At 68.7% G+C, this 25,619-nt stretch carries 25 protein-coding genes; 7 read left to right on the plus strand and 18 right to left on the minus strand.

Going from position 1 to position 25,619, the window contains the following annotated elements; translation table 11 throughout:
• Nucleotides 1–2: 2 nt before the first annotated feature.
• The 4 genes from LWH48_RS04855 to pepQ are packed head-to-tail and all read left to right on the plus strand — an operon-like array spanning nt 3 to nt 4,362.
• Nucleotides 3–1,025, plus strand: a complete 1,023-nt coding sequence (locus LWH48_RS04855; RefSeq protein ID WP_232911632.1) for an ABC transporter ATP-binding protein — start codon at nt 3–5, stop codon at nt 1,023–1,025.
• The gene (locus LWH48_RS04860; RefSeq protein ID WP_232911633.1) at nt 1,022–2,083 is read left to right on the plus strand and encodes an ABC transporter ATP-binding protein; all 1,062 of its coding nucleotides are present in this window, start codon (nt 1,022–1,024) and stop codon (nt 2,081–2,083) included. The genes LWH48_RS04855 and LWH48_RS04860 overlap by 4 nt, the downstream gene beginning before the upstream one ends.
• Before the next feature lie 52 nt (nt 2,084–2,135).
• Nucleotides 2,136–3,047 carry a LysR family transcriptional regulator gene (locus LWH48_RS04865; RefSeq protein WP_232911635.1) on the plus strand — a complete coding sequence of 304 codons (912 nt, stop codon included), beginning with the start codon at nt 2,136–2,138 and terminating at the stop codon, nt 3,045–3,047.
• Between the two features lie 13 nt (nt 3,048–3,060).
• Nucleotides 3,061–4,362, plus strand: coding sequence for a Xaa-Pro dipeptidase (gene pepQ / locus LWH48_RS04870; RefSeq protein ID WP_232911637.1), 1,302 nt, complete (start codon nt 3,061–3,063; stop codon nt 4,360–4,362).
• A gap of 18 nt (nt 4,363–4,380) precedes the next feature.
• Here pepQ and msrA read toward each other — a convergent pair whose 3' ends face one another.
• From msrA to LWH48_RS04890, 4 genes are read right to left on the minus strand one after another with little or no spacing between them, the layout of a single operon-like run.
• A complete protein-coding gene (gene msrA / locus LWH48_RS04875; RefSeq protein ID WP_232911638.1) occupies nt 4,381–4,995 on the minus strand; it encodes a peptide-methionine (S)-S-oxide reductase MsrA in 615 nt (204 codons plus the stop codon).
• A gap of 26 nt (nt 4,996–5,021) precedes the next feature.
• Entirely contained in the window at nt 5,022–9,029 is a 4,008-nt protein-coding gene (gene tamB, locus LWH48_RS04880) for an autotransporter assembly complex protein TamB (RefSeq protein WP_232911639.1), read from the minus strand.
• Nucleotides 8,993–10,855 (minus strand): autotransporter assembly complex protein TamA, encoded by a 1,863-nt coding sequence (gene tamA, locus LWH48_RS04885; RefSeq protein ID WP_232911640.1) that lies wholly within the window; start codon nt 10,853–10,855, stop codon nt 8,993–8,995. The genes tamB and tamA overlap by 37 nt, the downstream gene beginning before the upstream one ends.
• Before the next feature lie 50 nt (nt 10,856–10,905).
• On the minus strand, nt 10,906–11,775 hold the full coding sequence (locus tag LWH48_RS04890; protein WP_232911641.1) for a hypothetical protein: 870 nt from the start codon (nt 11,773–11,775) through the stop codon (nt 10,906–10,908).
• Nucleotides 11,776–11,960: 185 nt separating this feature from the next.
• On the opposite strand from LWH48_RS04890, the gene LWH48_RS04895 reads away from it, so the two are divergent.
• On the plus strand, nt 11,961–12,584 hold the full coding sequence (locus LWH48_RS04895; RefSeq protein ID WP_232911645.1) for a Fe-Mn family superoxide dismutase: 624 nt from the start codon (nt 11,961–11,963) through the stop codon (nt 12,582–12,584).
• Here LWH48_RS04895 and LWH48_RS04900 read toward each other — a convergent pair.
• Complete coding sequence (locus LWH48_RS04900; RefSeq protein WP_232911650.1) at nt 12,551–13,840, minus strand: nucleotide sugar dehydrogenase; 1,290 nt, start codon at nt 13,838–13,840, stop codon at nt 12,551–12,553. The genes LWH48_RS04895 and LWH48_RS04900 overlap by 34 nt on opposite strands.
• Before the next feature lie 3 nt (nt 13,841–13,843).
• Complete coding sequence (gene galU / locus LWH48_RS04905) at nt 13,844–14,734, minus strand: UTP--glucose-1-phosphate uridylyltransferase GalU (RefSeq protein ID WP_232911651.1); 891 nt, start codon at nt 14,732–14,734, stop codon at nt 13,844–13,846.
• Nucleotides 14,735–14,958: 224 nt separating this feature from the next.
• Here galU and ubiG point away from each other — a divergent pair, with 224 nt between their 5' ends.
• Both ubiG and LWH48_RS04915 read left to right on the plus strand, forming a co-directional pair.
• Nucleotides 14,959–15,684: a bifunctional 2-polyprenyl-6-hydroxyphenol methylase/3-demethylubiquinol 3-O-methyltransferase UbiG gene (ubiG, locus tag LWH48_RS04910; RefSeq protein WP_232911652.1), complete on the plus strand. Its 726-nt coding sequence runs from the start codon at nt 14,959–14,961 to the stop codon at nt 15,682–15,684.
• 5 nt (nt 15,685–15,689) lie between these two features.
• Nucleotides 15,690–16,340, plus strand: coding sequence for an HAD-IA family hydrolase (locus tag LWH48_RS04915; protein ID WP_232911654.1), 651 nt, complete (start codon nt 15,690–15,692; stop codon nt 16,338–16,340).
• 24 nt (nt 16,341–16,364) lie between these two features.
• Here the strand turns inward: LWH48_RS04915 and LWH48_RS04920 are convergent, their stop codons facing one another.
• From LWH48_RS04920 to LWH48_RS04975, 12 genes are all read right to left on the minus strand, one after another.
• Nucleotides 16,365–17,129: a YciK family oxidoreductase gene (locus LWH48_RS04920; RefSeq protein WP_232911656.1), complete on the minus strand. Its 765-nt coding sequence runs from the start codon at nt 17,127–17,129 to the stop codon at nt 16,365–16,367.
• Between the two features lie 16 nt (nt 17,130–17,145).
• Nucleotides 17,146–17,952 (minus strand): tol-pal system protein YbgF, encoded by an 807-nt coding sequence (gene ybgF / locus LWH48_RS04925; protein ID WP_232911658.1) that lies wholly within the window; start codon nt 17,950–17,952, stop codon nt 17,146–17,148.
• A gap of 29 nt (nt 17,953–17,981) precedes the next feature.
• Entirely contained in the window at nt 17,982–18,515 is a 534-nt protein-coding gene (pal, locus tag LWH48_RS04930; protein WP_232911660.1) for a peptidoglycan-associated lipoprotein Pal, read from the minus strand.
• Nucleotides 18,516–18,535: 20 nt separating this feature from the next.
• Nucleotides 18,536–19,822, minus strand: a complete 1,287-nt coding sequence (gene tolB, locus LWH48_RS04935) for a Tol-Pal system beta propeller repeat protein TolB (RefSeq protein ID WP_232911661.1) — start codon at nt 19,820–19,822, stop codon at nt 18,536–18,538.
• The gene (gene tolA / locus LWH48_RS04940) at nt 19,822–20,919 is read right to left on the minus strand and encodes a cell envelope integrity protein TolA (RefSeq protein ID WP_232911663.1); all 1,098 of its coding nucleotides are present in this window, start codon (nt 20,917–20,919) and stop codon (nt 19,822–19,824) included. The genes tolB and tolA overlap by 1 nt, the downstream gene beginning before the upstream one ends.
• 7 nt (nt 20,920–20,926) lie before the next feature.
• Nucleotides 20,927–21,367 carry a protein TolR gene (gene tolR / locus LWH48_RS04945; RefSeq protein ID WP_161432160.1) on the minus strand — a complete coding sequence of 147 codons (441 nt, stop codon included), beginning with the start codon at nt 21,365–21,367 and terminating at the stop codon, nt 20,927–20,929.
• Nucleotides 21,368–21,379: 12 nt separating this feature from the next.
• A complete protein-coding gene (tolQ, locus tag LWH48_RS04950) occupies nt 21,380–22,069 on the minus strand; it encodes a protein TolQ (protein ID WP_161432161.1) in 690 nt (229 codons plus the stop codon).
• Between the two features lie 11 nt (nt 22,070–22,080).
• A complete protein-coding gene (ybgC, locus tag LWH48_RS04955; RefSeq protein WP_161432162.1) occupies nt 22,081–22,497 on the minus strand; it encodes a tol-pal system-associated acyl-CoA thioesterase in 417 nt (138 codons plus the stop codon).
• Entirely contained in the window at nt 22,494–23,531 is a 1,038-nt protein-coding gene (ruvB, locus tag LWH48_RS04960) for a Holliday junction branch migration DNA helicase RuvB (RefSeq protein ID WP_161432163.1), read from the minus strand. Before ruvB ends, ybgC begins: the two co-directional genes overlap by 4 nt.
• Nucleotides 23,532–23,535: 4 nt before the next feature.
• Nucleotides 23,536–24,147 carry a Holliday junction branch migration protein RuvA gene (gene ruvA, locus LWH48_RS04965; protein WP_232911668.1) on the minus strand — a complete coding sequence of 204 codons (612 nt, stop codon included), beginning with the start codon at nt 24,145–24,147 and terminating at the stop codon, nt 23,536–23,538.
• A gap of 136 nt (nt 24,148–24,283) precedes the next feature.
• Nucleotides 24,284–24,823 carry a crossover junction endodeoxyribonuclease RuvC gene (ruvC, locus tag LWH48_RS04970; protein ID WP_232911669.1) on the minus strand — a complete coding sequence of 180 codons (540 nt, stop codon included), beginning with the start codon at nt 24,821–24,823 and terminating at the stop codon, nt 24,284–24,286.
• 9 nt (nt 24,824–24,832) lie between these two features.
• A complete protein-coding gene (locus LWH48_RS04975) occupies nt 24,833–25,582 on the minus strand; it encodes a YebC/PmpR family DNA-binding transcriptional regulator (RefSeq protein ID WP_232911670.1) in 750 nt (249 codons plus the stop codon).
• Nucleotides 25,583–25,619: the final 37 nt, after the last annotated feature.

A 25,619-nucleotide genomic window follows, 5' to 3' on the forward strand; every position in this document is an offset into this window, starting at 1 on the left:
CCATGTCTCTTCTTGAAGTCAACAACCTCGACGTGCGCTTCGCCCTGCGCCGTGGCGACGTCAAGGCGCTGCGCGACGTCAGTTTTACCCTCGACCGTGGCGAGCGCCTCGGTATCGTCGGCGAGTCCGGGGCGGGCAAGTCGGTGGCCGCCTTCAGCCTGCTCAACCTGATCGCCAAGCCCGGTTATATCGCCGGCGGCAGCATCCGCTTCGACGGCCAGGAGCTGACCGGGATGAGCGACCGCGCCCTGCGCCGGATCCGCGGCAACCGCATCTCGATGATCTTCCAGGACCCGATGATGACGCTCAATCCGGTGCTCTCCATCGGCGAGCAGATGGTGGAGTGCCTCAAGGCGCACCGCCGCATCGGTGGCCGCGAGGCCCGCGCCATCGCCCTGCGCAAGCTCGAGCAGGTGCATATCCCCTCCCCGGAGGCGCGCCTGGACCAGTACCCCCACGAACTCTCCGGCGGGATGCGTCAGCGGGTGATCATCGCCATCGCCCTGCTGCTCGATCCGGACATCATCATCGCCGACGAGCCCACCACGGCGCTCGATGTCACCATCCAGGCCGAGATCATGGACCTGCTGCTGGAGCTGTGCGAGAAGCACAACGTCGGCCTGATCCTGATCACCCACGACCTCGGCGTGGTCAGCCAGGTGACCCAGCGCATGCTGGTGATGTACGCCGGCCGGGTGATCGAGCAGGGCCCGACCCGCGAGATCATCAACGACCCCCAGCACCCCTATACCCAGGGATTGATGAACGCCCTGCCGCAGATGGCCACGCCGGGCAGCCGGCTCAACCAGATTCCCGGCAGCATGCCGTCGCTGGACAACCTGCCCAGCGGCTGCGCCTTCCATCCGCGCTGCGGCTTCGTCACCCGCCCCGACGGCAGTGAGCGATCCGCCTGCCGCACCCGGGTGCCGGAGTTCGTGGCCTCCGGCAACTGCCGGGTGGCCTGCCATATGGTGGCCGAGATGCTCGATCAGGAACGCATTCCGGCGGAGGAGACGCCCCGATGACCGCTACTGCTACCCTCACCCGTCCAGCCACCGCTGCTGCCGATTCCCCGCGCCCGCTGCTCGAGATTCGCGGCCTGGAGAAACGCTTCTCGCTCTCTGGCGACTTCCTTGAACAGCTCAAGTTCAAGGGAGGCAAGCTGGTACGCGAACAGGAGTATGTCCACGCCATCAACGGCGTGGACCTGGAGATCCAACGCGGCGAGGCCCTCTGTGTGGTCGGCGAGTCGGGCTGTGGCAAGTCCACGGTGGCGCGCACCGTGATGGGCCTGCTGCATCCCACCTCAGGCGAGATCCACTACGACGGCCAGCGCATCGACAACCTCTCGACCCAGGCGCTGATGCCCTATCGCCGACGCATGCAGATGATCTTCCAGAACCCCTATGCGTCGCTGAACCCACGCATGACCATCCAGCAGACCCTGGAAGAGCCCATCCGCCTGCACCACCCCGACTGGAGCCGCCAGCGGGTCCGCGACCAGGTCGACGAGGTGATGGCGTCGGTTGGCATCGCCGCCGACTGGGGCAAGCGCTATGGCCACGAGTTCTCCGGTGGCCAGCGCCAACGTATCGCCATCGCCCGGGCGCTGGCCGTGGATCCGGAGTTCATCGTCGCCGACGAGCCGATCTCGGCGCTGGACGTCTCCATCCAGGCCCAGGTGCTCAACCTGCTGATGGATGCCCGCCAGGAGCGCAACCTCACCTACCTCTTCATCACCCACGACCTCGCCGTGGTGGAGCACTTCGGCACCCGGGTGGCGGTGATGTACCTGGGACGCGTATGCGAAGTGGCGCCCACGGCGACGCTCTTCGCCACGCCGCGCCACCCCTACACCCGGGCGCTGATGTCGGCGATCCCACGCCTCGAGGACGACCGGCCGCAGCATATCCGTCTCGAGGGAGAGGTGCCCACGCCGGTCCACCTGCCTTCGGGCTGCGTCTTCCATGCGCGTTGTCCGCATGCCAACGCCCGCTGTCGCCAGGAGGTGCCCGAGTTGATCGCGCGGGACGATGGTAGCCGGGTCGCCTGCCATGGCGTCGAGGAGGGCCGCATACAGTGAGCCGGCAAGGCATCTGGCATAATGCCCCTTTGGCACGGCGTCGGGAGAGGATATGGAGCTGCGCTGGCTCGAGGACTTCATAGCGCTGGCGCGCACGCGGCACTTCTCGCGAGCCGCCGAGCAGCAGAACGTCACCCAGCCGACGTTCTCTCGCCGCATCAAGCTGCTCGAGGAGGAGATGGGCACGGTGCTGGTCAACCGCCAGACCCTGCCCCTCTCGCTGACCCCGGCCGGTGAGGAGTTCCTGGACCTTTGCCATACCGTCACTCAGCGCGTCGATGAGAGCAGGCGACGCCTCGCCCAGCTTGCCGACCAGCACGCCGGGCGCATCCGTCTGGCGGCGCCCCAGAGCCTGCTGAGCCACTTCCTGCCCGCCTGGCTGGGCCAGTGGCCGGTGCCGCCGCCGATCACTCCGGACCTGCGTGCCACCGGCTGGCTGGTGGATGACTTCTTCCGTGCCCTGGCCCGCGACGAGTGCGACCTGTTGCTGTGCTACTGGCCATGCACCCCCTGCGGTATCGAGCCGGACCTGCAGGAGACCCTCTCCTGCCGGCTCGCCGGCGAGCGGTTGGTTCCCGTCTCGCAACCGGAGGCCGATGGGAGCCCCCGCTTCGCACTGGAAGGCGCCTCGCGCCTGCCGCTGATCGCCTATCATCCCCGCGGGCTGACCGCCGGTGCGATTCGCGCCCACCTCGCCCGGATCGATGACACCCCGGATTTCAGCATCCTCAACGAGAGCATCCAGAGCGGCAATGTCCGCGAGCTGGTCGCCCTGGGCTACGGCCTGGGCTGGCTGCCCGAATCCGGCGTGCGCGGAGCACTGGCCAGAGGCGAGCTGGTGCCGGCCGGTGGCGAGCGCTGGCAGGTGCCGGTGGACATACGTCTGTTCCGACGCGCCGATAACCGGCAGCCGGCGGTGACGGCCCTGTGGGATGCCCTCGCTACCCTTCCCCCACCCGAATGAGCGGAGCGCCATCATGACATCCGATCTCGACATCCTGCAGGAGCGCCACCTCGACGCCCTGGAGCGCGACTACGCGCAGATTCTCGCCCACCACTCCCTGGACGGTGTGCTGATCCACAGCGGTCACCCGCGCGCTCACTTCGGCGACGACCAGGAGGCGAGCTTCGCTGCCTACGGCCACTTCGTGCACTGGACCGGCCACGCCCAGCTGGCCCACAGCTGGCTGCTGGTGCGACCCGGCCGGACACCACGTCTCTATCTGCATGCCCCGGAGGATTTCTGGCACCTGCCCGCCGCCCTGCCCGACGAGGCCTGGGTAGCCCGCTTCGAGGTCGAGCGTGGCCGCTTCGAGACGCCCCCGGTGCTGCCTGCCGGTCGCTTCGCGGTGATCGGTGACGTCGATGGCGCCACGGCCCAGGCGCTGGGAGCGCAGGCCAACCCGCCCGGCCTGGTGGCGGCGCTGGATGAGCTCAGGGTGCGCAAGAGCGAATATGAGGTGGCCTGCATCGGTGAGGCCAATCGATGCGCCCTGCTGGGCCATGCTGCCGCCCGGCGCTGTTTCCTGGAGGGCGGTGCCGAGCTGGATATCCAGCTCGCCTATCTCGGAGCCTCCCGCCAGCGCGAGAGCGAACTGCCCTACGCCAATATCATCGGGGTCAACGCCCACGGCGGGGTGCTGCACTACCAGCACTATGATCGCCAGGCGCCTGGCATGCGTCACAGCCTGCTGGTCGATGCCGGTCATCGCCACCGCGGCTACTGTGCCGATATCACCCGAAGCTGGGCCGGGCCCGACGCCGACCCGGCCTTCCAGCCGCTGGTCGACGGGGTCACCGCCATCAAGGATCGGCTGGGCGCGGCCCTGGCCCCGGGTGTCAACTTCGTTGCACTGCAGGAGAGGATGCACCGGGAGCTTGCCGAGCTGCTGGTGGACCAGGGGATCGTCCGCGGTTCCGCCGAGAGCGCGGTGGAGAGCGGCCTGACCCGCGCCTTCTGCCCCCACGGCCTGGGCCACCTGCTCGGCGTCCAGGTCCACGACGTGGCCGGGCGCATCGATGCGGCGGGCCGGCCGCTTCCGCCGCCCGAGACCCACCCGGCGTTGCGCCTGACCCGGTCACTGGAAGCGGGCATGGTGGTGACCATCGAACCGGGGTTCTACGTGATCCCGATGCTGCTGGCACCCCACCGCGGGCGGGATGACGTCGACTGGGGGCTGGTCGAGCGACTGGCCGGCCACGGCGGCATTCGCATCGAGGACAACCTGGTGGTCACCGAGGATGGGGCCCGCAACCTGACGCCCAGCGACGCGGGCTGAGCATGGCCCGCCGGGGTCTCAGCCGATCGGGCAGCTGACCCCGGTGCCGCGCAGGCCGCAGTAGCCGCCGGGGTTCTTGTGCAGGTACTGCTGGTGATACTCCTCGGCGTAGAAGAAGTCGCCAAGCGGGGCGATCTCGGTGGTGATGCGCCCGCCGCCGGCCCGGGTCAGCGCCTGCTGGTAGGCATCCCGGGTACGCTCGACGACCGCCCGCTGGGCTTCGTCCTGGGTGAGGATGATCGAGCGGTACTGGGGCCCGATATCGTTGCCCTGGCGGTCACCCTGGGTAGGATCGTGGGCTTCCCAGAACACCTGCAGCAGACGCTCGAGGTCGATCTCGGCGGGATCGAAGATCACCCGCACCACCTCGGCATGGCCGGTGCGCCCCGTGCAGGTTTCCTCGTAGGTCGGATTGGGGGTGCTGCCACCGGCGTAGCCCACGGCGGTGACGTAGACGCCGGGCAGCTGCCAGAACAGCCGTTCGGCGCCCCAGAAGCATCCCAGGCCCAGCACGATCTGCTGCATGCCCTCGGGAAAGGGGGGCAGCATGCCGCGGCCGTTGACCGCATGCACGCCGCTGATGGCAAGCGGTGTCGCGCGTCCGGGCAGGGCCCGGCTGGGATCGAGCGTCATGGCGTTCTCCTTCTCAATGCTGTTCGCTATTCGTCGTCGAGGATCCGCGGATTGCCGGCACGGCTGAAGGTGTAGACCAGGTCGACGGCCTGGGCAGCACCGGAGACCGCCTCCAGGTAGAGGCTGCGCCAGATGTTGTAGCGCAGGGTGAGTTCGGCGATGGGCGAGAAGACCCCCACACCATAGCGCACCTCGAGATCGTCGGTCAGCTGGCCGCTGAGGGTCACCTGGCTGTCCTCGCCGCTGCCGGCGGTGTCCAGGGTCAGGTCGGAGACGCCGAAGGCTTCACCGATGCCGCCCACCGCGCCGCCGGCCTGCCCCACCGCCATACCCACCAGCGCCGAGGTCAGGGCGCCATCGGTGTCGCTGTCGTTGGGCGCGCGGCCGCGCAGCAGGTAGGAGAGCGCGCTGGCCTCGTCCATGGCCGGCTCCGAGAACACCCTCAGCTGCGGCGAGGCGGCACTGCCGGTCACGCGCAGGCCGGCGATCACCCCATCCTGGGTGGCATCGGGGTTGCGCACCGCCTCGAAGTTGAGCAGCGGCTGCCCGGGCGGGCCGCTGAACAGCAGCTGCCCCTCGCGGATCAGCAGGTCCTGCCCGTAGGCACGGAAGCGGCCGTCCACCAGGCTGACGTCACCGAACAGCTGCACCGGGCCGTCCTGCTGGCGCACCTCCAGGGTACCGGAGAGGCCGGACTCCAGCCCGTAGGCGGAGAGCTGCATGTCCGGGCCGAGGCGCAGCCCGATCTGCACATCCAGTGCCATGCCCGCCCTGGCCATGGCGTCGGCGGTATCCTCGCCGCTGTCATCCCCTGCCGCGGCTCGCTCGGCCTCGCGCCGGGCGCGCTCATCGTCCTCCCGCGTGATGATCACCTCATCGGGGCTGGGGGCGACCGCCGAGGCGGGCAACTCGCCGACCTCCAGCCGCGCCCAGGGGACCTGGACGTCGCCGCGCACCTGCAACAGGGTCGGTCGTGCGCGAATCTCCAGGTCGGGGGCGATGCGCAGTCGCCCGAACTCGGGCAGTACCGCCAGCACCGGCTGCTCGCGGCCACGCAGGGAGACGTCGGCGCGCCAGTCGTCCGCCGAGGGCCAGGCGGCGTCGCCATCGATCGAAAGGCGCCCCTCCTCGGCGGCGATATAGCCCTGGATGCTCGCCGCCGTGCCGGCCAGCTCGATGCCTACCTCACCGTCGCGGACCTCCACGGGCACGTCGGCACCGCTGGCCTTGAGCCCGCTCAGATCGATGCGCCCGCGCATCTCCGGCGCCTCGAGGCGACCCGCCAGATCGATGTCGCCGGCGAGGCTCCCCTCCAGGGTCTCCATGCCGGTGACCAGGCTGCGATAGGGCGCCAGGCGCAACCCATCGAGGGCAAGGTTGCCCGTCAGGCGCCCGTCCCCGGCGGGGTCGTCGATCCGCGCTTCAAGCGCCAGGCTGCCGGCCTGGTCGAGGCCCAGCTCCAGGGCGATCTCGGCGTTCTGCTCATCGGCACTGAACCGGCCGCCGAGGCGTGCCTCGGGCAACGACCAGGGCTGGCCATAGGCATCCTGTCCATCCAAGGCCAGGCGACTCTGCAGGCGACCGTCCGCCCGCCAGCTACCGCCGGCGCCCCAGCCGGCATCGAGATCCAGCTCGGTCACGCCTTCGGCCGACCAGGCCTCCGGCAGGAAGGGATCGAGCAGTGCCATGGGCACCTCCTCGACCCTGAGGGTGACTTCGCCGCCCTCCGCCGAGGCAGCCATGGGCTCGACCAGGCACAGGCTGCCGCCCTGTCGTCGGCTCAGGCAGAACGGTTGCACCCTGGCACTGCCCTGCTCGAGGTCGGCGGCGAAGAGCGCGGGGCCGTCGAGGCGCAACTCGCCCTGCTCGGCATCGACCTCGAGGCTGGAGAGCTGGCCCGCATAGCGGGTGCGCGCCTGGTCGAGCCCCCCTTCCAGCACCAGGGCGGCACGGGAGAGCGGCATGCCCGATGGCGCCGCGGCGTCCAGGGTCAGGCGGTGCTCGGAGAGCCGGCCATCCAGGGCCAGGGCGATCTCGTCGAGGCGCTGGCCGCCGGCCTCGAGGCCGGCAATCTCCAGGCCTACCTCCATGGCCGGATCCTCGAGGCCGCTGACCCGCCCGACCAGGCTGAGCCGGCGAAGCCGGTTATCGGCGAAGGCCAGCGAGTCGCCGGCGATATCCAGGTCCAGGCCGGGCGCCTCCAGGCTGCCATCGGCCTCGATCCAGCCGCTGATGCGGCCCGACAGGGCCTCGTGCAGGCTGGCCAGTTCCGGCATGTCGATCTCACCCGAGAGGTCGATGCTCGGCTCGCTTACCTGCCCGGCCAGCTGCAGGCGGTTCTCACCCTGGCGGAAATCCAGGGTGGTGATATCCCAGCGCATCTGGCTGTCACCCTCGAGCTCGGCTCGCAGGGCCAATGACCGCTCCTGCAGTTCGCCGTCGATGGCCAGGTTCGGTACCGCCAGGGTCCAGCCCTCATCGGTCTGGCGGAAACGCGCTTCCACGTCGCCGTCGAGGCGGCCGGGCAGGCCCTCCACGAAGCGGCCGGGGTCGACGTTGTCGAGGCGGGTCTCGGCATCCACCGCGACGCCATCGGCCCAGGCGACACGCCCCCGGCTGACCACGGAAGCGTCGCCCAGGGAGAGCGAGAGTGGTGTCCAGGCAAACTGGCCGAGATCACCGCTGCCGGTCAGGGCGAGACGCGTGTAGGGGAGCTGGGGGCCCTCGGCATTGAGCGAGGCGGCGATCCGGTAGTCGACCAGGCTGCCCTCCAGGCGCAGGGCCAGGTCCTCGACCAGCCAGGGCTCGATGGCATCACCCTGCTCGTCAACGCTGCCCGGCAGTGGCCACTGCACCAGCTCGCTCGCCAGGCCGGCGGTGAAGGGCAGGGTCGGCTCCAGGACATCGAGACGCGCATCCAGGGCCAGATCGACCGGGCCGCTGAGTTCCAGGCGCACCAGCATGTCTGCCAGGCTGCCATCGAGGCCCAGCTCGATACGCTGCCCGGCCAGCGCCGGCATGATATCGGGAAGCCACAGTGCGCTCTCCAGGCGCAGCTCCAGGGGGTAGTCGCCAGCCAGGTCGACGGCGGCCGCCAGGCTGGCGTCGCCATCACGGGTGGAGATATCCAGCGGGCGCACCTCCAGGGAGTGCCCCTCGCCGAACAGCGACAGGGCCAGGCGCTCGACCCCGTACTCCACGGCGCCCTCCACCGCACTGTCCTCCACCAGCAGTTCCGGCACCTCCACGCGCAGCGGCAGGGTCACCTCGGGCAGCTCGCGGCGTGGCTGCTCCTCCAGGGCGCTGGCCGCCAGTCCCTCGGCGGGTGCGGCCACCTCATCGGGGAGTGGCGAGCGCACGGTGATGGCGGCATCGATGGCCTCGGCTGCGAGGCGCGGGCCTTCGTATTCGCCCTCGCCCAGTGCCAGCCGAGCACCGGGCGACAGTGGCAGCAGCAGACGGGTGCCGACCAGGCGGGTGGGCAGCAGGCTGAGCGTATCGCCCTCGGCCGTGGCGCCGGTGCTGAAGTGGTCCCAGCGCAGCCGGGTACCGTCGGCGAGCAGCACTTCGACGTCGTCGAGGAAGATTCGCCGCAGCTCGATGGGGAACGGCAGCTCGATCGCCCCCGGTGGTTCGCCGGAGGGAGCCGGCGCCTCATCCTCGGCTTCGCTCTCGGCCAGGCGCACCCGGGCCCCCTCCACGCCCAGTACCTCCAGGCACAGGCGGCCGGAGAGCACACACTCCTCCGACCACTCCAGCTCGAGTCGACGCACCGCCACGTTGGCCGGACCGGCCTGCATGGCGAAGCCCTCGAGGACCAGGCGGTCCAGGGGAGCGCCCTCGTAGGCGTCGAGGGTAAACACGCCCATCCGTTGGCCCTGGTCGAGCAGCAGACCGGTGCCCCAGGGCGACAGCGCGAGCCCCAAGGTGAAGAACACCAGGCCGAAGAGCCACAGGGGCAACAGGATCAGCAGGCGAATCAGCGCCCAGAGCAGGGTCAGAACTCTGGACCGATGGCGAAGTGTAGGCGCCACGAATTGTCCTCGTCGTCGAACGGGTGAGCGATATCCAGGCGAATCGGGCCGACCGGGGAGACCCAGCGCACGCCCAGTCCCGCGCCGGTCTTGAGGTCATCGGGGCCCCAGTCTTCGAAGGCGTCACCGGTATCGACGAAGGCCGCCCCCCACCAATCGCCGGTCACGCGGTGTTGCCATTCCAGGCTGTAGGTGAATAGCTGCTGGCCCCCGGTGAGGTCGCCCTCGTCGTCACGCGGCGAGAGGCTCTCGTAGCCGTAGCCACGCACGCTGTTGTCGCCGCCGGCGAAGAAGCGCAGCGACGGGGGAATCAGCGAGAAGTCATCGGTCTCGATGGCGCCGACGCCGACGCCGGTGACCACGCGGTTGTTGGCACCGATCTTGCGGATCCAGCGCGACTCGCCGGTGAGGCGCAGGAAATCGGCGTCGGAGCCCCACAGGCCGTCGGAGACCTCCAGGCTCAGCTGCTGGCGGTCGCCCCAGGTGGGAAACGTGGGGTTGCGGGTTCGGGTGCGTGACCAGCGGACCCCCGGGTAGAGCAGCAGCACCTGCTCGCTGTCGCTGCCCTGGGTAAAGTCCTCGTAGGTGGTGCGCACATAGAGATGCTGGATCCAGCCATTCTCGAACTCCCAGCGGCGCGCCCCCTCGACGGTGGCTTCCAGCGACCGGGTGTCATCGTTGTCCTTGTGGCTGAGTCCGTACTGGAAGCGATAGCTGTCGCGCAGGGGGTTGTCGAGTGGCAACGTGTAGAGGCCCCCGAAACGCTGCTCGGGAGCCGAAAGATAGAGATCATGGTCGAGGCCGTGGCCGTAGCGGTTGATCCACGGCTGCTCCCAGGAGAAGCGCATCCGCGGCCCCACGTCGGTGGCGTAGCCGACGCCCACCTCGAACTGGTGGCGGTCGGCCGGCGCCACGCTGACGTCGATGGGGACCGAAGGGAACTCTTCCTGGCGCGCCATCAGCGCCGCCGTCCCCGCCAGGGCCGCCCCGGAGAGGCGTGGTGGCAACTCGTAGCTGCCTTCGCCGTCGGTTGCCACCGCCTGGGACCAGCCCGGCTTGGCCTCCTCGAGCGCCAGGGGTGGGCGCTGCAGTCGGGGTCTCACGGTGACGGAACGGAACCATTCGGTCTGCCCCAGGCGCTGGTTGAAACTTGCCAGCTCGCCGGCCAGGTAGGGATCGCCGGGGGTGAAGGGCAGCAGCCGTCGTAGACGCTCGGGCTCGATATGGCTGCCGGAGATGGCCACGTCGCCGAAGCGGTAGCGCGGGCCGCTGTCCAGGGTCAGGTAGAGCCTGGCGCTCTCCTCAAAGGGGCGTACTTCCATGCGACGGTCGGCATAGCGCCACTCGAAGTAGCCACGCTCCAGGGCCAGGTTGGCCAGCTTTCCGCGCAGGCTGTCGTAGGGAGCGTGGACCAGTGGCTCTCCCACGGCCAGCGGGAAGGCATCGATGGCCTCCTGGAAGGGGGGATCCTCCCGGGCATCCCCGTTGAGGCGGAAGTCGAGGGTCTCGATCCGCACCCGCGGGCCCGGCTCGATGGCGAGCTCGACATACTCGGGTGCCTCGCCTTCCGCCAGGCGGACCTCGATCTGGGGTTCGTAGTAGCCATAGACACGCATCGCCTCGGCGGTACGGCGACGCGATTCACCTTCCAGCCGTGTCCGGCTGTACTGGGTCTCGTCCAGCCCCTCGAGGTAGTGACGGATGTTGTCCGCCACACTGCCCTCGATACCATCGATGCGGGCCTCGATGGCCAGCACGCCCGGAGCGGGCAACAGGCCCAGCACCAGAGTCGCCGCGATCAGGCGCACTCCAACGCGATTCTCCATATCCCTACGCCTTGCCGTCTGCGACTCGTGGGGATGCCCTGACGCAAGCCTCAAGGCCTGAGTGCCTCGAGACGGGCGCTCAGCGCAAGCTGGCTGCGCCGCAGTTCGCCCGCCTCGGCCTCGAGCGCGCTCAGGCGCTGGCGCAGGGCATCCCGTTGTTGGCGATCATCTTCCCGCGCCTCGTCGACGCCTTCAAGCGTCTCGGCAAGCGAGACGACTCGCGCCTGCAACTCCTCGAGGCGTGAGCGCTGCTCCGCCTGGCCATCGGCCAGGCTCTCCTCGACCGCGGCCTGGCGCTCCCGCAGTGCATCGAGGGCAGTTTCATCGATGGCCTGCTCCTGCAGTTCGGTGAGGCGCCGGTCATGCTGCTCCTGGGCCTCGCTGAGCAGATCGAGACGCCCCCCAAGGGCGCCGCGCCCCTCCTCGCCGGCCCGCTCCAGGGCGTCGAGGGAGCCCTGGAAGGCGGCGAGCATCGCTTCGCGGGTTGCGGCGGCCTCGCCCATGCGGGTCAGGCGCGCCTCCTGGCGATCGATCATACCTTCCAGGCGTTCGAGCCCTGCGGCAAGGTCCTCCTCGACCACGCCGAAGTGTCGTTCCTGGGTGGCGTCCTGACGCTCCAGGGCGTCGAGACGCGCCTCCAGTCGCTCGAGGCCATCACCTTCACCGATGGCAGCATCGAAGCGCGCATGAACATTGGAGAGTTCCCCGCTCAGCCGCGCTGCCTCGGCCTCAAGGCGCTGACGCTCCTGCCAGACGAACCAGCCCATGGCCCCCAGGGCCCCGACGAGCATCAGTACCAGCAGCCACAGCGGCCACACCCGTGGAGGCTCGGGATACCGGGGGCGGTGTGCCGTCAGGCTGGCTTCCGGATCCGGGACGATCGGTCCGGCGTAGCGGCGCGGTTCCGGACGCTCTGCCATGCTCTACTCCTTGTGTGGCCGGGGCTGGGATGCCGGGATACGGGTCGCCTGATATCATGCCGAGGCGCCCGGAGGCATGCCCATGCGACGGCAACCAGTGTAAAGGGTTTACGGTCTCCAGCGCACGGGGCGAGGCCAACGCTGCTGCTCCCGTTGCCCATTGACCCAGTCGCCAAGGAAGCCCGATGTCATTCGAACTGCCTGCCCTGCCCTACGACGCCAAGGCCCTTGAACCGCACCTCACCCGCGCGGTGGTGCAGCAACGCCACGGCGAGCTGCAGCGGGCCTGCGTGGCTCGCCTCAATCGGCTGGTCGCCGGCACGCCCTGGGCGGAGTGCTCCCTGGAGGCCATTCTCCTGGGCGCTGAAGGCGCGCTCGCCCAGCAGGCGGCGCAGGCCTGGGCCTTGACCTTCCACTGGCACAGCCTGGCGCCGCGCCCAGGGACCCTGCCCGACCCGCTGGCCGCGGCCATCGGTACCGCCTTCGGTGACCTCGAGGGGCTCCGTTGTGCCCTCGAAGAGGCCGCCGCGGAATTCAGTGAGGGGGGCTGGGTGTGGTTGGTCGCCCAGGGCGAGGCGCGGGAGCTGGCCGTGGTGACCACCGCCGACGGCGAGCTGCCGCTGGCGCCGGGAGTTATCCCGCTGCTGGCCCACTACGTGGCGCCAGAGGCCGAGGAGGCCGCGGCAGGGCTCGCGGCCTTCTGGGCACTGGCCAACTGGCGATTCGCCACCACCAATCTCATGGGTTCGGCCGCGCCAAGCCGGCCATCCATCCCTCAGGGGTCGGCGCGACGGCCGATGCCGCGATAGGTTAACCCCTGGGCGGCGACCCATGCCGGGTCATAGATATTGCGCCCATCCAGCACCAGGCGCTCGCCCAGCAGCGTGGCCAGTTGTCGCCAGTCGGGATTCCAGTAGGCCTTCCATTCGGTGACCAGCATCAGGGCGTCGGCCCCCCGACACGCCTCCAGCGGGTCGCCCTCGAAGAGCTCCAGCAGCGGGTGGTTGCCCACCTCCTCGCGCAGCGCCGGCAGCGCCGCGGGGTCGTGGAGGCGAACCCGAACCCCCTGGGCCCACAGCGCCCGCAACAGGGTCAGCACCGGGGCGTGGTCGATGCGCGCGGTGCCGGGCTTGAAGGCAGCGCCCCAGATCGCCACACAGCGCCCTTCCAGACGGCCATGGAAGTGTGTCCACAGCTTGCGGAACAGCGTCTCCTTCTTGTGCTCGTTGATGTCGAGCACCTGCTCGAGCAGCGCCGAGCGCCGCCCGCTGGCGGACTGGACGTCGGCCAGGCGCATCAGGTCGCGGGAGAAGTTGGGGCCACCGAAGCCACAGCCGGGGTAGAGGTACTCGTAACCGATGCGAGGGTCGGAGCCCATTCCCTGGCGCACGAACTCAACGTCGACGCCCAGGCTGTCGGCGAGCCCCGCCACCTCGTTCATGTAGCTGATGCGGGTGGCCAGCATGCCGTTGATGGCCAGCTTGGTGAGCTCCGCCGCACGGCACGGCATGCGCTGGATCACCTCGCGGCGCCGGTTGAAGGCGCGCAACAGCTCGCGTACCCGTGCCTCCGCCCCGGGATCGTCGGCACCCAGCAGCCAGCGGCCAGGCCGGGTGAAGGTCTCCCAGGCGCGCCCCTCCTCGATCATGTCCGACAGGGCCACGGCGTGGCTGCCCGGCCCCAGCCTGGCCTCCAGCCGCTCGGTCTCGCCGACCGGGAAGGTGGAGTGGTTGACCAGCAGCCGCGACTGGGCCCCGTTGCTGCCCAGGGCCTCGAACAGGCCATCGAGGTCACCGCGCTGCTCCGGTGAGAGTGACAGCCAGACCACCTCCTGGGGGTGCTGCAGGGCTTCCTCGGCGCTCGTTGCCAGCCGCAGGCTGGCGTCGGCGAGGCCGGCCTCGAGCTGGTCGAACAGGCGCGGTTCACGGATCAGCCAGTCGGCTCCCCGCAGGGTGGACCATGACTGGTCGGCATGGGGTAGCCAGGTGACCTCATGACCCACCCAGCTGAGGGCGGCGGCGGCGGTAGCGGCAGAGAGTTCGCTACCGTGAACCAGCACACGCATGGCTCAGGCCTCCCCGGCGTAGCGGGCGAGGAGCTTGCGGAAGCCCTCGCCAAAGCGGGCATGGCGTCTACCATAGGCAAGGATCGCCTCGAGATAGCCCAGCTGATGGCCGCAGTCGAAGGTCTTGCCACGCATCCGGTAGGCGTCCACGCCTTCCCGGGTGCGCAGGGTCTCGATGGCATCGGTCAGCTGAATCTCGCCGCCGGCTCCGGGGGGAGTCTCGGCGAGCAGTGCGAAGATGCTGCCGGGCAGCGCATAGCGGCCGATCACCGCCAGGTCAGAGGGAGCCTCCTCTACCGGCGGCTTCTCCACTACGCCGGCCAGCGGCCGTGACTCGCCGGGGGCGGGAACCTCCCCGCCGGTGTCGACGATGCCGTATTTGCTGGTCATCTCGTGGGGGACCTCCTCGACCATCAGCTGGGCGTGGCCGCTATGCTCGAAGGCCTCCAGCATGCCGGCCAGATCGTTGCGATCGAGACCCTCGTCATCCACCAGCACATCGGGGAGCAGCACCGCAAAGGGGGCGTCGTCGCCCACCACCGGGCGCGCGCAGAGCACGGCATGACCGAGGCCCAGCGGTTCCGGCTGGCGCACACTGATGATATTGACGTCGTCCGGCACGATGCTGCGCAGCTCCCCGAGCAGCTCGTACTTACCCTTGGCCTCGAGGCTTGCCTCGAGCTCGAAGTGCTTGTCGAAGTGGTTCTCGATGGCCGCCTTGCTGCCGTGGGTCACCAGCACGATATCGCGGATGCCGGCGGCAACCGCCTCCTGGACCACGTACTGGATCACCGGACGGTCAACGATGGTGATCATCTCCTTGGGAATCGCCTTGGAGGCCGGCAGGCAGCGGGTGCCGAAACCGGCGACGGGAAGCACGGCCTTGCGAATCATGGTGAAGTCCTTGTCGATCTCTCAGCATCAGTGGGTGTCACCGCGGCTAGCGGCGTTCCTTCCCGGGTGAGAGACGTGGGAATGCCTCCCCGGGAACGGGTATCATGGGCATGATACCGGACGCGACCAGGCCTGCCACTGTGTCGACACTACGACAGCGACTGTAGCGTCACGCCAACAACTTGGCCGAGGCCTGTAACATGAACCAGCAACGGAGAGCGCAGATGGGCGCAACATCAACCTCAGCGGACAACGTGGATCCGGGCGAGATCGCCAAGTTCGAGGCCCTGGCGGGACGCTGGTGGGACGCCACGGGGGAGTTCAAGCCGCTGCACGATATCAATCCGCTGCGCCTGGACTTCATCGACGCACGTGCCGGCCTGACCGGGCGGCGTGTTCTGGATGTGGGCTGTGGCGGCGGCATCCTCGCCGAGGGCATGGCCCATCGCGGTGCCGAGGTCACCGGCATCGACCTGGGCGAGGCCCCGCTGGGCGTGGCCCGCCTGCATGCCGAGGAGAGCGGGCTTGCCATCGAGTACCGCCGGGTCAGCATCGAGGCCCTGGCCGAGGAGGCGCCGGGAAGCTTCGATGTAGTCACCTGCCTGGAGATGCTGGAGCACGTGCCGGATCCGAGCTCGGTGGTGCGTGCCTGCGCAACCCTGGTCAAGCCCGGTGGCCAGGTGTTCTTCTCGACCCTCAACCGTAACCCCAAGGCGCTGGCCCTGGCGGTGGTGGGGGCCGAGTACCTGCTGCGCATGCTGCCCCGTGGCACCCACGACTATGCCAAGTTCATCCGCCCCGCCGAACTGGCCGGATGGTGCCGTCAGGCAGGCCTGGAAGTGCGTGAGCAGAGCGGACTGGTCTATAACCCGCTGAGCCGCCGCTACCGGCTGCACCCGACCGATGTCTCGGTCAATTATCTGATGCACTGCCGGCGCGAGGAGGCGTGACTGCGATGCCCCGCCCCGAGGCCCTGCTTTTCGATCTCGACGGGACCCTGGTGGATACCGCACCTGACCTGGCCCGGGCCACCAATGCCCTGCGCGCCCACCATGGCCTCGCCGCCCTGCCCTATCCGGTGATCCGCGCCCAGGTCTCCAACGGCGGCAGCGCCCTGGTCGAACTCGCCCTGGGCCTGGCGCGTGACATGCCAGGACACGACGCGGCACGCGCCTTCCTGCTCGCCGCGTATGGCGAGGCGGTAGCCGAGGAGAGTTGCATCTTTCCCGACCTGGTGCCGTTGCTGGCGGGCTGGGAGGCGGCCGAGCGGCCCTGGGGGATTGTCACCAACAAGCCGCGGGCCTACGCCGAGCCCCTGGTGGCCGCCCTGGGGCTGTCGCCGGGAGCGCTGCTCTGCGCCGATGACCTGCCGGTCAAGAAGCCCGACCCGGCCCCGCTGCTGGAGGCCGCCCGCCGCCTCTCCGTCGCCCCAGAGGCGTGCTGGTACCTGGGCGACCACCTGCGCGACATCCAGGCTGCCCGCGCCGCCGGCATGCCGGCGGTGGCAGTAGGCTGGGGCTATGTAGAGGAAGACGATGACTTTCGTGCCTGGCCCGCCGACCTCTGGTTCGAGACCGGCGAGGCGCTGGCGGCGGCGCTGGATTGAGAAGGCACGCCAGCGGCAGCGGTGTCAGGCCTTCGGCGGTTGGGCGTCGAACTTCTCGCCGTTGTGGCCGCGGCTCTCGGGGCCCATCAGCCACAGGTAGGTGGGCATGATCTCCTCGGCGGTGCGCAGGGCAGCGGGATCCTCGCCCGGATAGGCGGTGCGGCGCATCTGGGTGCGGGTGGCGCCGGGGTTGAGGCTGTTGACCCGGATGCTGCCCAGGTGCTCCAGCTCATCGGCAAGCACTTCCACGAAGCCCTCGGTGGCAAACTTCGAGACCGCGTAGGCGCCCCAGTAGGCGCGTCCCTTCCTGCCCACGCCCGACGAGGTGAAGATCACCGAGGCATCCCGGGAGCTCTTGAGGAGAGGCAGCAGTGCCTGGGTCATCCAGATCGGGCCATTGATGTTGACCTGCATGACCTGCTCCCAGAGCTCGGGATTGTACTGCTCGAAGGGCATGATGCGACCGAGCTGCCCGGCATTGTGGAGGATGCCATCCAGGCGGCCGAATTCCCGGTCCAGGGTTTCGGCCATGTCGTGGTAGTCCTTGAGGGTGGCACCCTCGAAGTTCAGCGGAAAGATCGCCGGCTGCGCTCCCCCGGCCGCCTCGATCTCGTCGTATACCGCCTCCAGCTTGGCGATGGTGCGCCCCAGCAGGATCACCGTGGCGCCGTGTCTGGCATAGGCGAGTGCCGCGGCCCGGCCGATGCCATCGCCGGCACCGGTGACCAGGATCACGCGGTCGTGCAGCAGCTCGCTCGGCGCCTGGTAGTCGATCTTGCAGGTGGTCATGGGTTCTCCTCGGTGATCAGTTGCCGGCGTCGCGCAGGAAGTCGCCGGCCAGCCCCGCCGCGGTGCTCTCGGGATATGCCTCGCGGACCCGCTCGAGCAGTTCCCGGCTCTCGTCCGGCTGGCCCTGGCGCGCCTTGAGCAGGCCCAGCTTGTAGAGCGCGTCGGGTACCTTGTTGCTCTCGGGGTAGTCGTCGAGCACCGTGCGGAAGGCCGCCTCGGCGGGCTCCAGGCGCCCCTCGGCGGAATGCAGTTCGCCCAGCCAGTAGTGGGCGTTGGGAGTCAGGCGGCTGTCCGGATAGTCGCCCACGAACGCCTCGAAGGCGGCAATGGCCGCATCGAACTCGCGTGCCTGGACGCTGGCGAAGGCCTGCTGATAGGCCGCCTGGGCATCGGGATCGTCGCTGCGCGGGGCCGGAGAGTCGGACTGGTCGGCCACCTGGTTTGCGGCCTGCTCGTCGACTCTCTGGTTAGCCTCGTCGGTCGCGTCACCACTGGTCGGGCCGGCGCCCACCGACAGCGAGGAAAGGCGATCCTCGAGGTCCATGTATTGCTGACGGGTCTGCCCGCGCAGCTGTTCGAGCTGATGGCGCAACTCCTCGACCTGGCCACGCAGGCGCCGTAGCTCTTCCTGGTGCTCCTGGACCTGGTTGAAGATCACCAGGCTGCCACCCGCCGCTTCACGGGTCTCCGTCTGCTGATAGAAGGTGCTGGGCTGTGCGGTCAGGTCCTCGACTACCGGCTGCTGGGCCAGTGCGGGAAGCCCTACGGAGAGCGGGAGCACCAGGGCTCCCGCACCGCACAGTCCTTTCAGACCGTGTTTCATCTGTGTCTCCCTCGACGCGGGCGCTCGCCTCAGTAGGCGAACACGACCCGACGGTTCTGGGCGAAGGCCTCTTCATTCTGGCCGCGGGCCGCCGGACGCTCCTCGCCGTAGCTGACCACCTCGACCTGGGAGGGGGAAACGCCCTGCACGGAGAGGAACTGCTCTACCGAGCGAGCACGCCGCTCGCCCAGTGCCATGTTGTACTCGCGGGTGCCACGCTCATCGGTGTGACCCTGGAGCACTACCCGAGCATTGCCGTTCTCGCGCAGGTAGCGGGCGTTGGCGGCCAGCACGGACTCGAACTCGGGGCGGATCACGTCGCTGTCGAAGGCGAAGTAGATGGTGCGCTGCTGGGGAATGCGACCGTCGGCCTGCTGGCCGGCGGTGCCGCCATAGCCGGAGCCGCTGGCCCGACCATCACTCACGCCGGTGCTGCTGGCACCGCTGCCGTCGCGAGTTCCGTCCATGGAGCCGTCCTGGGTGCCGCCGGTGCTGGAACAGCCGGCCACCAGGGCCAGCGACAGGGCGACTGCCAGGGAGCGGGCATAGGGCTTGAATTGCATCGTTTCATACTCCTGAAGCATCAGTTCATGAAAGGTGACCACGCGGGTTCGCGCACGTCACCCTGAGCGGAGGGCAGCCGGAAGGACGCGCGTCCATCGGCAGTGACTGCCCCCAGCACCCCGCTGTTACCCTGCTGGGTGGCGAAGATTACCATGGTCCCGTTGGGCGCAACACTGGGCGACTCGTCCCAGCGTGAATCACTCAGCGTGACCAGGCGACCGCTCTCCAGATCCTGGCGAGCGACCTGGAAACCGTTGCCGGAACGATGGATCAGGAACAGCGACTCGCCGTCCGGCGAGAAGCGGCCGCGGGCGTTGTAATTGCCGGTGAAGGTCATGCGCTTCTGTTCACCGCTGGCCAGGTCGTGGCGGTAGATTTGTGGCCCGCCGCTGCGGTCCGAGGTGAACAACAGGCTGCGGCCGTCCGGCGCCCAGAAGGGTTCGGTATCGATGGCCGAGTCGTTGGTGATGCGCTGCAAGTCGCGTGACCCGATGTCCATCACGTAGATCTCCGGCTGACCATCCTTGGAGAGCGACATCGCCAGCCGACGACCGTCCGGCGACCAGGCGGGTGCCCCGTTGAGGCCCTGGAATGAGCTGATGCGCGCCCGCTTTCCGGAGCCCAGTTCCTGGACGTAGATGGCCGGGCGTTCGGTCTCGAAGGAGACATAGGCCAGCTTGCGACCGTCAGGGGACCAGGCCGGCGACAGGATCGGCTCTCGCGAGCTCAGCACCTGCTGGCTGTTGTGGCCATCGGCATCGGCCACGTAGAGGGCAAACTGCATGTTGTCGCCCACGCCCTGGGAGGTGACGTAGGCGATGCGCGTGGAGAAGGCACCGCGAATGTCAGTGATCGCCTCGAACACCTGGTCGCTGATGTAGTGCGCGGCGCCGCGCAGCTCGCCCGAGTCGGCAGTCACCACCTCGCCGAGCATGCGCTTCTCGCCACTGACATCCATCAGTTCGAAGCGCAGCCGGTAGCCGTCGCCCTCGCGCTCGGCGCTACCCACCACCAGGTAGCGCACATCCAGGGCCTTCCAGTCGCCGTAGCGTACTTCATCGGCGCTGGCGGGCTGGTCCATCATCTGGCGGCGCGGCAGCGGTTCGAAGTAACCGCTGCGCTCGAGGTCGTCGTGAATCACCTGGGCAACGTCCTCGGGCAGCCCCTCGCCACCTGCAAAGGGCACCACGGCAATGGGCGTGGCACTATCGTTGCCACGGGTGATCTCGATCGTCAGGTCGGCCTGGGCGAGTTGACTCACCAGCAGCAGCGCGGCGGCCAGCCAGGCAGTCATCAGGGATTTCATCAGCGTACATCTCCCGGTCTGAAGCGCAGATTGAATTGACGGTAGTCCCGTTGCACACCGGCTGGCAACTGTCGCAGTTCGGCGAACGGTGCCGCGGCCTCAACGGCCTGGACGGCGGAACGGTCGAAGGCAGTGTCACCGCTGGAGCGAGAGATCTCGGCGACAAACAGCTCTCCGGAGGGGCCTAGCCGTACCGATATCTCGGCCGTCGCCCCGGAGGAGACATTGGGGGGAATCCGCCAGGACTGTTCTACGGCCTGGCGCACCAGAGCGATAAAGTCGTTGGCCGCCTGCTGCCCCTGTTGCGCATTGGCGACACGCTCATCCGCTCCCTCGATCAACCGCTGCATCTCTGCCTCGGCCTGCTCGCGCTGGCGTGCGGCCTCCTCCTCGCGACGGGCCTGCTCCTCCGCCTCGCGCTGGCGTGCGGCCTCCTCCTCGCGACGGGCCTGCTCCTCCGCCTCGCGTTGGCGTGCGGCCTCCTCCTCACGACGGGCCTGCTCCTCCGCCTCGCGCTGGCGTGCGGCCTCCTCCTCGCGACGGGCCTGCTCCTCCGCCTCACGCTGGCGTGCGGCCTCTTCCTCGCGACGCTGCTCTTCGGCCTGACGCTGGCGTTCGGCCTCTTCGGCCTCACGGCGCTGCGCCTCGGCTTCGCGCTCGCGCCGGGCCTCTTCCTCGGCCTGACGCTGCTCCTCGAGACGCCGGGTCTCGGCCTCGGCCTCCTCGCTACGCCTGGCAGCCTCGGCCTCGGCGGCCTGACGTGCCTCCTCGAGCGCCTGTTCCTCCACCTCTTGCTGCGCCTCGCGCTGCGCCTCCTGAGCGGCGGCCTGCTCTTCCGCCTGGCGGGCCTGTTCCTCGGCTTCGCGCTGCTCTTCGGCCTGCCTGGCCAGGGCACGCTGACGCGCCGCCTCGGCCCGCTGGGCCTGGTCGGTAACGGTCTCGGTGCTGACCAGGGTCGCCTGAACGATGGAGGATGGCTGGGGCTCGCGGTCGCTGGCCGGCAGGCTGATCACGCTGATCAGCAGCACCAGGACGTGCAGCCCAACTGCCAGCAGCGTCGGCAGCCCATAGCCTACCCGGGCATGTCGTCTGGCCATGGTGCGCTTACTCCCCCCCGCTCGGCGGTTCGGAGATCAGCCCCACGTTGGCGACGCCGGCGGTCTGCAGCGTGCCCATCAGGGTCACCACCTGGCCATAGGAGACGTTGCGATCGCCGCGGACCATCACGGGCGTGCCGGGCTTGCGCTCGAGCAGGATGATCACGCGATCGGCGACCTCCTCCAGGGGCATCTCGGTCTCGTCGCCGCCGATGGAGAGGTAGTACTGGCCGTCGCGATCCACCGACACGATGATCGGGTCGCTGTCCTCGGGGGGATCGATGGGCTCCGAGGTCACCTGGGGAAGATCGACGTTGACCCCCTGGGTCAGCATGGGTGCTGTGATCATGAAGATCACCAGCAGCACCAGCATGACGTCGATAAAGGGGACCACGTTGATCTCGCCCATGGGCTTGCGGGCTCCCCCGCGATGAAAAGGTCCATGCATGACGTGACTCCCTCAGGCACCGCCGGCGTCTGACCGGCCCTGCAGGTTGCGGTGCAGGATGGAGTGGAACTCCTCGGCGAAGTCCTCGTACTTGCCCAGCAGGCGGCCGGACTCCGCGGACAGGCGGTTGTAGAAGATCACCGCCGGGATGGCGGCAAACAGCCCCATGGCGGTGGCGATCAGGGCCTCGGCGATCCAGGGCGCCACGGTGGAGAGGGTCGCCTGCTGGGCCATGGAGAGGGACTGGAAGGAGCCCATGATGCCCCACACCGTACCGAACAGCCCGATATAGGGGCTGGCCGAGGCCACGGTAGCCAGGAAGACCAGGTGCAGGTTGAGACGCTCCTCCTCCCGGGACCAGGCCACCCGCATGCTGCGCTGCACCCCTTCGAGGATCGCCTGGGGACTGCGGGTCTTGGACATCAGCCGGTTGAATTCGCGAAAACCGGCGCGAAAGATGTGCTCGGCGCCTTGGGTCTCCTGCTCCGGGGGCACCTCGCGGTAGAGCTCATTGAGATCGACACCGGACCAGAAGCGGTCCTCGAAGCCACGGTGGGCCTTGCGGGCGCGGCGCATCATGAAGGTGCGCTGGAAGATCACGATCCAGGAGAGGATCGACCCCACCGTGAGCAGCAGCATGACCAGCTGCACCACGGTGCTGGCGTTCATGATCAGGTGGGGTATGGACATGGCGTCGTTCACGGGCATCCTCGTCAGGCTTGCGGTTGAGCAGAAGTGTGAGCCAGCAGCTCGGCGAGCGCCGGCGGCCAGGGTATGGGCCTGAGGCGCCTGGCGTCGATACAGGCGATGTCGACCCTCGCCTCGCACAGGGGTTCCCCGCGACGGGTCACCACCTGGCCGAACTGCAGCCGGGCACGACCCGCGGTCAGGACCTCCGCGCTCACCTCGAGCGCGTCATCCAGCCTGGCGGGCTTGGCATAGCGGCACTCCAGCCGGTGCACCACCAGCTGGACCCCGCTCTCGAACAGCGCGTGCTGGGTGATGCCCCGTGCGCGAAGCCATTCGCTGCGTGCCCGCTCCATGTACTTGAGATAGTTGACGTAGTAGACGATGCCGCCGGCATCGGTATCCTCGATATAGACGCGAACCGGGAAGCGAAACTCGTTCATGGACGGGTCTCCCCCGCCGCATCCTCGGCGCCGGCCGCGGGAGCCAGGCCGAAGTGCTGCCAGGCCTGGCGAGTCACCACCCGACCGCGGGCGGTGCGCATCATCAGCCCCTGCTGTATCAGGTAGGGCTCGATCACGTCCTCGATGGTGTCGCGCTCCTCGCCGATGGCGGCGGCCAGGGAGTCGACGCCCACCGGCCCGCCGTCGAACTTCTCGATCATCGCCAGCAGCAGGCGGCGATCCATATGGTCGAGGCCGTGCTGGTCGACATGAAGCATGTCCAGGGCCCGGTCGGCGATAGCGGCGTCGACATGGCCGTTGCCGCGCACCTCGGCGTAGTCGCGCACACGGCGCAGCAGCCGGTTGGCGATGCGTGGTGTGCCCCGGGAGCGTTTCGCTACCTCCAGAGCTCCCTCGGGATCGGCCACGACCCCCATCAGTCGGGCCGAGCGTGAGACGATCTCGGTGAGCTCCTCGATGGCATAGAACTCCAGGCGCTGGACGATACCAAAGCGGTCACGCAGCGGCGACGTGAGCAGGCCCGCTCGGGTGGTGGCGCCCACCAGGGTGAAGGGCGGCAGGTCGAGCTTGATCGAGCGTGCTGCCGGCCCCTCGCCGATCACGATATCGAGCTGGAAGTCCTCCATGGCGGGATAGAGGATCTCCTCCACCACCGCCGAGAGGCGATGGATCTCGTCGATGAACAGCACATCACCGGGTTCGAGATTGGTGAGCATGGCGGCCAGGTCGCCGGCGCGCTCCAGCACCGGCCCCGAGGTCGACTTGAGCCCTACCCCCATCTCCTCCGCGATGATGTTGGCCAGGGTCGTCTTGCCGAGCCCCGGCGGCCCGAACACCAGGGTGTGGTCGAGGCTCTCGCCGCGTCCACGAGCGGCGCCGATGAAGATCTCGAGCTGCTCGCGCACCCGGGGCTGGCCGATGTAGTCGGCGAGTCGCTTGGGACGAATGGCGCGATCGACGGGCTCCTCTCCCTCGCGGACGTCGGCGGCGATCAGACGGTCGCTCTCCAGCATCGTGCTACCCCGCCATCCGGCGGCTCAATGCCGCCTTGATCATGGCCTCGGTACTGCCTTCGCCCTCGAGGCCACTGAGCATCCTGGCCGCCTCGGTCGGCTTGTAGCCGAGGCTGACCAGTGCCGCCTCGGCATCGGCCAGCGGGTCCTGTCCCGGCGAGACCTGTCGACTGTCGCCCTCGAGTCCCGACAGGGAGGGCTCCGGGGACTCCCAGTGGGGGAAGCGGTCACGCATCTCGATGATCAGCCTTTCGGCAGTCTTCTTGCCGACGCCGGGCAGCCGCGTCAGCGACTTGACGTCATCATCCAGCACGCAGCGCCGGAACGCCGCCTCGTCCATGCCGGAGAGGATCGCCAGGGCCAGCTTGGGCCCCACGCCGTTGACCTTGATCAGCGCACGAAACAGGGTGCGTTCCTGGTCGCGCAGGAAGCCATAAAGCAGGTGGGCATCGTCACGCACGCTGAGGTGGGTGTAGAGCGATACCGCCTCGCCGACGGCAGGCAGGGCCACCAGCGTGGTCATGGATGCCTCCAGCTCGTAGCCGACGCCGGCCACATCCACCACCAACCAGGGGGGCTGTTTGTCGAGAAGCGTGCCTCGCAGGCGTCCGATCATGGGAAGTCCGTATCCTTGCGTCAGGGTGGGCGGCAGGCGCCGCCGTTGGAGCCACTATACTGGTCGGCCGCGGGGCTGGCCAGCCCGGTAGAACGGCGTTCGAGAACGCCGAAAGCGTCGCCTGGCAGCGACAGTATCAGGGCCGAAAATCGCGCCAGGAGCTGCCCTTGCGCCGGCTGCTATGGCCACCGAAGCTGCCGCTGGTGACCAGCCCGCGGCGCGCATGGGCGTGGGTCAGGGCAATGGCCAGGGCATCGGCGGCATCGGCCTGGGGTGTCGCCGAGAGTCCGAGGATCGCGGTCACCATATGCTGCACCTGGAGCTTGTCGGCACGCCCCGAGCCGGTCACCGCCTGCTTGATCTGGCGCGGGCCATACTCGCTCACCGGCAGGCCGTGGTTGGCGGCGCAGACGATGGCGGTGCCGCGCGCCTGGCCCAGCTTGAGGGCCGAGTCGGCATTCTTCGACATCACCACCTGTTCGATGGCGAACTCCGCCGGGCGATGCACGGCGATCAGCTCGCTCACCCCCGCATAGACCTGGGCCAGCTTCTGGGCCAGGTCGTCGGCGCAGATGCGGATGCAGCCGCTGGCCACGTAGCGCGGCGTGGCCGTGGAAACGTCCAGCACGCCGTAACCGGTGATCCGTGAGCCGGGATCGATACCCAGAATCAGCATGTCGGCCATTCACTCGATAGCGTCGAGAACGGCATCGTCGAACTCCGCGTTGGTGGTGACATTCTGGACGTCATCCAGGTCCTCGAGCATGTCGATCAGGCGGATCACCTTGCGGGCAAGCTCCTTGTCCTCGATCGGTGTGGTGGTCTCGGGGAACAGGCCCAGCTCACTGCGCTCGGGCTCGATGTTCGCCGCGATCAGCGCCTCCTTGACCTCATGGTAGGCGTCGGGGGCCGTGACCACTTCCAGGGTGTCGTCATCGAGGGTCACGATATCCTCGGGCTCGGCCTCCAGGGTCGCCTCGATCACCGCCTCCTCCGAGATTCCCGCAGGCAGCGCCAGGCGGCCCTGCTTGTGGAACATGAAGGCCACCGAGCCGCTGGTGCCGAGGTTGCCGCCGCACTTGCTGAAGGCGTGTCGCACTTCCGAGACGGTGCGGTTGCGGTTGTCGGTGAGGCACTCGACCATCACCGCCACCCCTTCCGGTCCGTAGCCCTCGTAGATGCACTCCTCCATGGCGTCGTCATCGGCATTGCCGGCACCGCGGTCGATGGCGCGCTGCACGGTGTCCTTGGGCATGTTGCTGGAGAGCGCCTTGTCCACGGCGGTGCGCAATCGCGGGTTGTCTGCCGGATCGGGGCCACCCTGGCGCGCGGCCACGGTGAGCTCACGGATCAGCTTGTTGAAGATCTTGCCGCGCTTGGCGTCCTGGGCCGCCTTGCGGTGCTTGATATTGGACCATTTGCTATGGCCGGCCATATGTCCTCCTTGCCTGGAACATGACACCGGCGCCCTG

The sequence above is a fragment of the Halomonas sp. G15 genome (genome assembly GCF_021282295.1).
Lineage (GTDB): Bacteria > Pseudomonadota > Gammaproteobacteria > Pseudomonadales > Halomonadaceae > Halomonas > Halomonas alimentaria.

Excerpts from the sequence above, each read along its gene's own strand:
- ruvA (WP_232911668.1), bottom strand. The coding sequence starts at position 24,147 with ATGATCGGACGCCTGCGAGGCACGCTTCTCGACAAACAGCCCCCCTGG.
- galU (WP_232911651.1), bottom strand. The coding sequence starts at position 14,734 with ATGATTCGCAAGGCCGTGCTTCCCGTCGCCGGTTTCGGCACCCGCTGC.
- LWH48_RS04915 (WP_232911654.1), top strand. The coding sequence starts at position 15,690 with ATGCCCCGCCCCGAGGCCCTGCTTTTCGATCTCGACGGGACCCTGGTG.
- tamA (WP_232911640.1), bottom strand. The coding sequence starts at position 10,855 with ATGGAGAATCGCGTTGGAGTGCGCCTGATCGCGGCGACTCTGGTGCTG.
- tolR (WP_161432160.1), bottom strand. The coding sequence starts at position 21,367 with ATGCATGGACCTTTTCATCGCGGGGGAGCCCGCAAGCCCATGGGCGAG.
- LWH48_RS04855 (WP_232911632.1), top strand. The coding sequence starts at position 3 with ATGTCTCTTCTTGAAGTCAACAACCTCGACGTGCGCTTCGCCCTGCGC.
- LWH48_RS04975 (WP_232911670.1), bottom strand. The coding sequence starts at position 25,582 with ATGGCCGGCCATAGCAAATGGTCCAATATCAAGCACCGCAAGGCGGCC.
- ruvC (WP_232911669.1), bottom strand. The coding sequence starts at position 24,823 with ATGCTGATTCTGGGTATCGATCCCGGCTCACGGATCACCGGTTACGGC.
- LWH48_RS04890 (WP_232911641.1), bottom strand. The coding sequence starts at position 11,775 with ATGGCAGAGCGTCCGGAACCGCGCCGCTACGCCGGACCGATCGTCCCG.
- msrA (WP_232911638.1), bottom strand. The coding sequence starts at position 4,995 with ATGACGCTCGATCCCAGCCGGGCCCTGCCCGGACGCGCGACACCGCTT.
- LWH48_RS04860 (WP_232911633.1), top strand. The coding sequence starts at position 1,022 with ATGACCGCTACTGCTACCCTCACCCGTCCAGCCACCGCTGCTGCCGAT.
- LWH48_RS04895 (WP_232911645.1), top strand. The coding sequence starts at position 11,961 with ATGTCATTCGAACTGCCTGCCCTGCCCTACGACGCCAAGGCCCTTGAA.
- LWH48_RS04920 (WP_232911656.1), bottom strand. The coding sequence starts at position 17,129 with ATGACCACCTGCAAGATCGACTACCAGGCGCCGAGCGAGCTGCTGCAC.
- ybgC (WP_161432162.1), bottom strand. The coding sequence starts at position 22,497 with ATGAACGAGTTTCGCTTCCCGGTTCGCGTCTATATCGAGGATACCGAT.
- ybgF (WP_232911658.1), bottom strand. The coding sequence starts at position 17,952 with ATGAAACACGGTCTGAAAGGACTGTGCGGTGCGGGAGCCCTGGTGCTC.
- tolB (WP_232911661.1), bottom strand. The coding sequence starts at position 19,822 with ATGAAATCCCTGATGACTGCCTGGCTGGCCGCCGCGCTGCTGCTGGTG.
- ubiG (WP_232911652.1), top strand. The coding sequence starts at position 14,959 with ATGGGCGCAACATCAACCTCAGCGGACAACGTGGATCCGGGCGAGATC.
- tolA (WP_232911663.1), bottom strand. The coding sequence starts at position 20,919 with ATGGCCAGACGACATGCCCGGGTAGGCTATGGGCTGCCGACGCTGCTG.
- pal (WP_232911660.1), bottom strand. The coding sequence starts at position 18,515 with ATGCAATTCAAGCCCTATGCCCGCTCCCTGGCAGTCGCCCTGTCGCTG.
- LWH48_RS04900 (WP_232911650.1), bottom strand. The coding sequence starts at position 13,840 with ATGCGTGTGCTGGTTCACGGTAGCGAACTCTCTGCCGCTACCGCCGCC.
- ruvB (WP_161432163.1), bottom strand. The coding sequence starts at position 23,531 with ATGCTGGAGAGCGACCGTCTGATCGCCGCCGACGTCCGCGAGGGAGAG.
- LWH48_RS04865 (WP_232911635.1), top strand. The coding sequence starts at position 2,136 with ATGGAGCTGCGCTGGCTCGAGGACTTCATAGCGCTGGCGCGCACGCGG.
- pepQ (WP_232911637.1), top strand. The coding sequence starts at position 3,061 with ATGACATCCGATCTCGACATCCTGCAGGAGCGCCACCTCGACGCCCTG.